The organism is Spirochaetota bacterium (genome assembly GCA_040756435.1).
Taxonomy (GTDB): Bacteria; Spirochaetota; UBA4802; order UBA4802; family UB4802; genus UBA4802.
The window spans coordinates 1-5487 of record JBFLZD010000101.1 but is presented as its reverse complement, the minus strand read 5'-3'; the positions used below and the strand labels follow the sequence as shown (position 1 = coordinate 5487).

5 protein-coding genes are annotated in these 5487 nt (G+C 39.6%); 2 read left to right on the top strand and 3 right to left on the bottom strand.

Going from position 1 to position 5487, the window contains the following annotated elements:
• Window positions 1–178: 178 nt before the first annotated feature.
• The 3 genes from AB1444_16095 to AB1444_16085 form a co-directional block, all read right to left on the bottom strand.
• On the bottom strand, window positions 179–1291 hold the full coding sequence (locus AB1444_16095) for an ATP-binding protein (GenBank protein MEW6528177.1): 1113 nt from the start codon (window positions 1289–1291) through the stop codon (window positions 179–181).
• An 84-nt stretch (window positions 1292–1375) separates the two neighbouring features.
• Window positions 1376–3844, bottom strand: coding sequence for a penicillin acylase family protein (locus tag AB1444_16090; GenBank protein ID MEW6528176.1), 2469 nt, complete (start codon window positions 3842–3844; stop codon window positions 1376–1378).
• A gap of 362 nt (window positions 3845–4206) precedes the next feature.
• Window positions 4207–4356 (bottom strand): hypothetical protein, encoded by a 150-nt coding sequence (locus tag AB1444_16085; GenBank protein ID MEW6528175.1) that lies wholly within the window; start codon window positions 4354–4356, stop codon window positions 4207–4209.
• 526 nt (window positions 4357–4882) lie between these two features.
• Between AB1444_16085 and AB1444_16080 the strand changes: the two genes are divergently transcribed.
• Together AB1444_16080 and AB1444_16075 are read left to right on the top strand one after the other, a co-directional pair.
• On the top strand, window positions 4883–5161 hold the full coding sequence (locus AB1444_16080; GenBank protein ID MEW6528174.1) for a hypothetical protein: 279 nt from the start codon (window positions 4883–4885) through the stop codon (window positions 5159–5161).
• A 3-nt stretch (window positions 5162–5164) separates the two neighbouring features.
• Window positions 5165–5487: electron transport complex subunit RsxC (locus AB1444_16075; protein MEW6528173.1), on the top strand; the 323-nt coding region annotated here is incomplete at its 3' end.

Sequence of the window (5487 nt, the reverse complement as noted above, 5' to 3'; positions counted from 1 at the left end):
CACCCCCGCCGCCGAAGGCGGCGGGGGTGTACACTATCTTATATTTTATTCAAATTTCCCCATTTAGGAATAATTAGTGAATAATAAAAATAACACCCATTAATAATGGTACACATCCCTGTTATAAAATTAATGTAAGAATTAATTTTTATATTTCAAGTAAAAAAATGTGCAAATCCTAACCAAATTCCACAAAAAACGTTGCCCCCTTACCGGGCTCTGATTGTGCCCACACCTTGCCCCCATGCCGTGATATTATCCTTCGCACCAGCGCAAGGCCAATACCCGTGCCAGGAAAATCCTTTTCTGAGTGCAGGCGCTGAAATACATTGAAAAGCTTGTCTGACAGAGCAGGGTCAAATCCTACACCATTATCCTTTACAAAAATTATTGTTTTACCATTGTCTATGTAGCTATCTATTTCTACAACTGGCTGAGAAGATTTTGAAGAAAATTTAACTGCATTTGCTATAAGATTGGTAAAAGCAATACGTAGCATAGCCTCATCACCTTCAATGACAGGTAACGTACCAATTTTAAAATCAGCTTTTGATTTTTGTGTTAGGGCAACCTCATGAATGATTGCCTGCACCATTTGCTTAAAATCAACCTGTGAGTGGTGAAGATCTGTCCGCGCCATACGTGAAAACGAAAGCAAATCTTCTATAAGCTTTTCCATCCGTTTAACCGAATCAATAATTGCTGTTAAGTAAGTTTCTATAGTTTTATCAGCCTTGCCAGCAAGTTCTGCTTGTATAAGATTAGCAAAACCGGCAATAGTAGTCAGCGGTGCCCTCAAATCGTGGGAAACAGTATACGCAAAGCTTTCAAGTTCCTTATTTACTTCCTGTAACTGTGCAGTGCGCTCCTCTACTCTGCGCTCCAGTTCAGCATTAAGCTTTAAAATTTCTTCCTCGTATTGCTTGCGTAGTGTTATATCACGAGCAATGCCTTCAATGGCAATAAGCTGGCCATCTTCATTATATATAGGAACATTACGTTGCTCGGCCCATATAATTGTGCCATCCTTTTTTATCCATCGTAACACAATTGGTTCAAAGAAATGCTTTTTCTCAAGCACTCCTTGTAATATGTGTCTATCTTCTGGATGAACTATCTCAAAACCTAAATTTGGATTGGCATAATGCTCCTCAGGAGTGTATCCGGTTATGACAGTGGCTGCAGGGCTCACATAGGTAAATCCGGGTGTGGGCAATAGCTCATACCGGTAGATAATATCCTGAGCATTTTCAGCAAGCTTTTCTAAATTCTTAAAGAATTCTCTAGTCATTTCTTAAATTCCCACCACAATGCTTGATACATACACTTATTCTTACTATATCAACAGAAATTTATGAATTCAAATCTATTAATTTTATGGCACCAACACTTCAATTCCCGCAGGATTTGTAATACCCTGCATGGGAATAACCTGATATGTACCATGTAAATACGGATCAACCATATCATCATAATGTTTACTTACCGGATTGCCCGACTGCCCTGGCACTGTAATAAAATATAGCGGCTCATCCTTATTAAAGTCAACTATCATGCGCATGGCAGGAATCATCCACACATCAAAGTCCTTACCCCAGGTAAACATTGCCACATTCACTGTATGCACATCACCACCAGCTGGATATGGTCCACGACTTAAAAAACCTTTTAACATCCCAACCTCTTTTGCAATCTCATGTTTAAACCAGTACGCATGTAGTTTTCCCCATTGCCAATTGTTTTCATTATTTCCCATTGTATCCTGACACAACGCATAGGCGTCAGCTAACGTTTTGGCAAGTACATCCCATTTGGTTTCAACCTTTTGCGTTGTTACATCGTCAAAAAAAGGCGAATCATTTTTATACGCTAAAAGCTCATCAAACGCTGAATACGAAGTCATACTTGCTTGCAAAAATGCTTCCCACACGGGCTTATCTATTGGTCCCAGTTCATCGGCAAACGTATTGTGCACAAAACAATGGTACAATGCACCCATAAGCGCCGCCAACCCGGAATCCACACGCATGACACAATCAAAATTTTGTGGGGAAAGCATCTGTAACGCTTTTAGGGCCTTTTCTTTTTGTTTGGGCGATAGTTCCTGTAATGAGGCCATCACTTTATCACTATAATCTTTGCCATAAAGAATATCCTGCACGTGCTTTGCCATCAGCGAATACTGATCATTTTGTAGCTTCATGACATCTTCAAGTGTAAATGTCTTATTGTTCGATAGTACCTGTACAATGCGCATTGCACGCTCGTCATTGTACCATGATTGTGTTAAATTAACAGGATAGTCTTTATCCACAGTGCGGTGATTGGCAGTGGCAATGAACCCTTCAGCAGGATTTTCTTTGTGAGGCAATTGCTCAAACGGCACATAGCCCTGCCAATCATACTCACCCGTCCATCCTGGAGAAGGGAAAAGACCAGTGCCTTTTTTTCGCACAGGATAAAGCCCTGTCACCTGCCAGCCAATCGAGTTGCTATCGCCATACACTATATTAAGATAGATGGTTTTAATACCTTTAATTGCCTCCCGTGCTTCATGCGCTGTTTTAGCTTTTCCCAGATTATAAAAACCCTGCAGCGTCTTTTCTCCGCCTTCCATAACCCACGATAGCGCAAGCCCATACGGTATATCTACTGATAATGGCTGCACCGGAAGCTTTGGTGGAAACGGCATAGTGGCAAGCGCAGTATTAAGTAGTGGCCCATGCACCGTGCTGTAAAATTTTACCGTGTGGGATTTTCCTTTCACCGTAAATACTTCCTCACGACTTTCAAGCGGCAACCATTTATCCTTATACAGATAAAAAAGCTGTCCATTCTCTTCTTTTATTTTTTCAATGAAGATATCCTGCGTATCGGCCATTACCATGGTCTCGCCCCAGGCAACATGGCCGTTATAGCCAGCTACCACAATGGGGATACCTGGTAAACACACACCAGCGCAGTGATAGGTGGGACACTCTAAGTGCATAATAATCCACGGTGAAGGAAGTGACGCCATCAAATGCGTATCGTTAGCAACTATGCTTTTGCCAGCTGTTTTCTTTGGGGACAGAGCCCAGTTGTTTGATGCAGGTATTCCAAGCCCCAATATTCTTTGCATATGTGCAGCTTTTACAGCAACGGTATCTACAGGGATGTTGGCAATGACGCTTTTTAGTTTTTGTGCTTCGGCAAAGGGCAGTTCGGTATCCTTATAGATGGGGAAAAGATGGCACGCCTTTTTTAAACCTAATTTTTGCGCAATCATTAAAAATTGCAACTCTTCAATAAAATTAAATGAAACATCTAAATTTAAGAATCCAAAAATATACAGTCCATCCTCTGGCTGCCACTCTTCTGGTGTAAATCCAGCAAGTATAAATTCCGGTGGCAATTTTTTGCATCCCTTAATATAGGCATTGACCCCTTTTGCAAATTGTGTAAATATCATGATGCCACGGTTGTCAATAGACTTCATTGCATCGGCAACCATTTTCTTTGCATTCAGTGTTCGCATAAAATAGTCGATAGGCAGCGCATCCTTGCCAGCAAACTCTGATAACCTTCCCTGAATAGCCATCTTCATCATCACCATCTGAAATAAGCGATAGGAAGCCATAATATACCCAGTTGCTAAAAATAAATCTTCTTCACTGTGTGCCTTTATATGGGGAATGCCTAAATTATCGTAGCGTACCTCTACCGGTTGCTTTAATCCATCAATACGTATGGTACCACTATACGTTTTTTCTGATGATTTAAAATAGTGTCCCATCATGGAACATTGTGAAATAAAGGATAATACCATAATAATTACAATGACACGGCCAAATCTTTTTTTCATACTTCCTCCTCCGTAAATAGAATGTAAATTTCGCAAATTTTTAAGATTAATCAAGATTTCTCAGTCGCATCGCTCCTTCGAAATGACAGGATGTGGTTCATTCGTCAAAATGACATATTAGCATTATCATTAGGAGCTTTTTTCACTGTTATTTCGAGCATTTTTCACTGTCATTTTGAGCATTTTTTATTGTCATTTCGAGCATTTTTCACTGTCATTTCGAGCGCAGCGAGAAATCTTTACTTTTAACTTTAAGATTTCTCCTCACTTCTTTCGTCGAAATGACAGGATATGGTTCATTCGTCAAAATGACATATTAGCATTATCATTAGGAGCTTATTCCGTAATCTCTATCCTCAGTATTATAGATCCTGAATCAATCCTGAAATAAATTCAGGACAAGGTTCAGGATGACATACTGGCAATACGTCATTCAGGGTTTGACCCGGAATCTTTACATCACTGTCATTTTGTGTATCATTTTTGTCATTTCGAGCATTTTTCACTGTCATTTTGAGCGCATCGAGAAATCTTTGCTCCCATTTTTAATATAGAACGAATGTTCATACTATTTATAGTGTAATGTCAATTAAATTTACTATAAATTCATTAATTATTCCCAGATGCAAAAATTTGAATAAAATATAAAATAGTGTACACCGGGGGTGTCCCAAAAGACACCTCTTTGCAATGACTTTTGCCATACTGTCATTGCGAGGAACGAAGTGACGAAGCAATCCCATAGTTGCGAGCACCGCAGGCGCGTGGCAATCTCGTCTTCTGCGGCATTACGATTGCTTTGCTTCGACAAGCTCAGCATATGCGCTACGCTCGCAATGACTTTGCACCCGCGTCATTGAGAACTCCACGGATTGTTTTGGGACACCCCTTTTCATTATGAAATTTTTTAATGAATTATTGCTGATAATTTAAAAATTTTTCAAATCCATATTAAAAAAATTATTGATTTTATATAAACATAACAGTGATAGTCTTTTTTACATTGTTTTCTTAAATATTAAAGTATAGGAGAGCGCAATGCCTAAAGAAAAATGTTTTTGCGCTAACTGCATGAACTGTATTGTAATTCGCCAATATGAATCCGATCCTGAACGTTTTGTTTTGAGGGTTCGCTGTACCAAGAAAAAATGGACCAAGCGCTCTGGCGAAGAAAAGTTATACAAATATTTTACAGTTTCACGCCGTACGGTGGATAATTGTCAGTATTATACCGAAGCCGGTGACCTTTATCCATATATTAAGAATTTACGGAAAGATCTTCCTATTAAAGATGAAATCTATTCAACCAGGGAATAACCTATGATGATTCATAGCTTTCACGGAGGAATTCATCCACCTGAGAATAAACACTTTACCAACCGTATTCCATTTAAATATCTATCGGTTCCTCAGAAATGTTATATACCATTGCAGCAGCATATTGGTAAACCAGCCACACCTGTCGTTGAAGTGGGACAGTTTGTTGAGGAAGGTCAGCTTATTGGCCAGGCAAACGGTCTTATAAGTGCCAATGTGCATGCAACAGTACCCGGAAAAGTTGTTGAGATAGCTGAATATCACACACCATACAGTGAACATGGCCTTTGTGTTGTCATTGAAGCCGAGGGATCATTTACTACAAG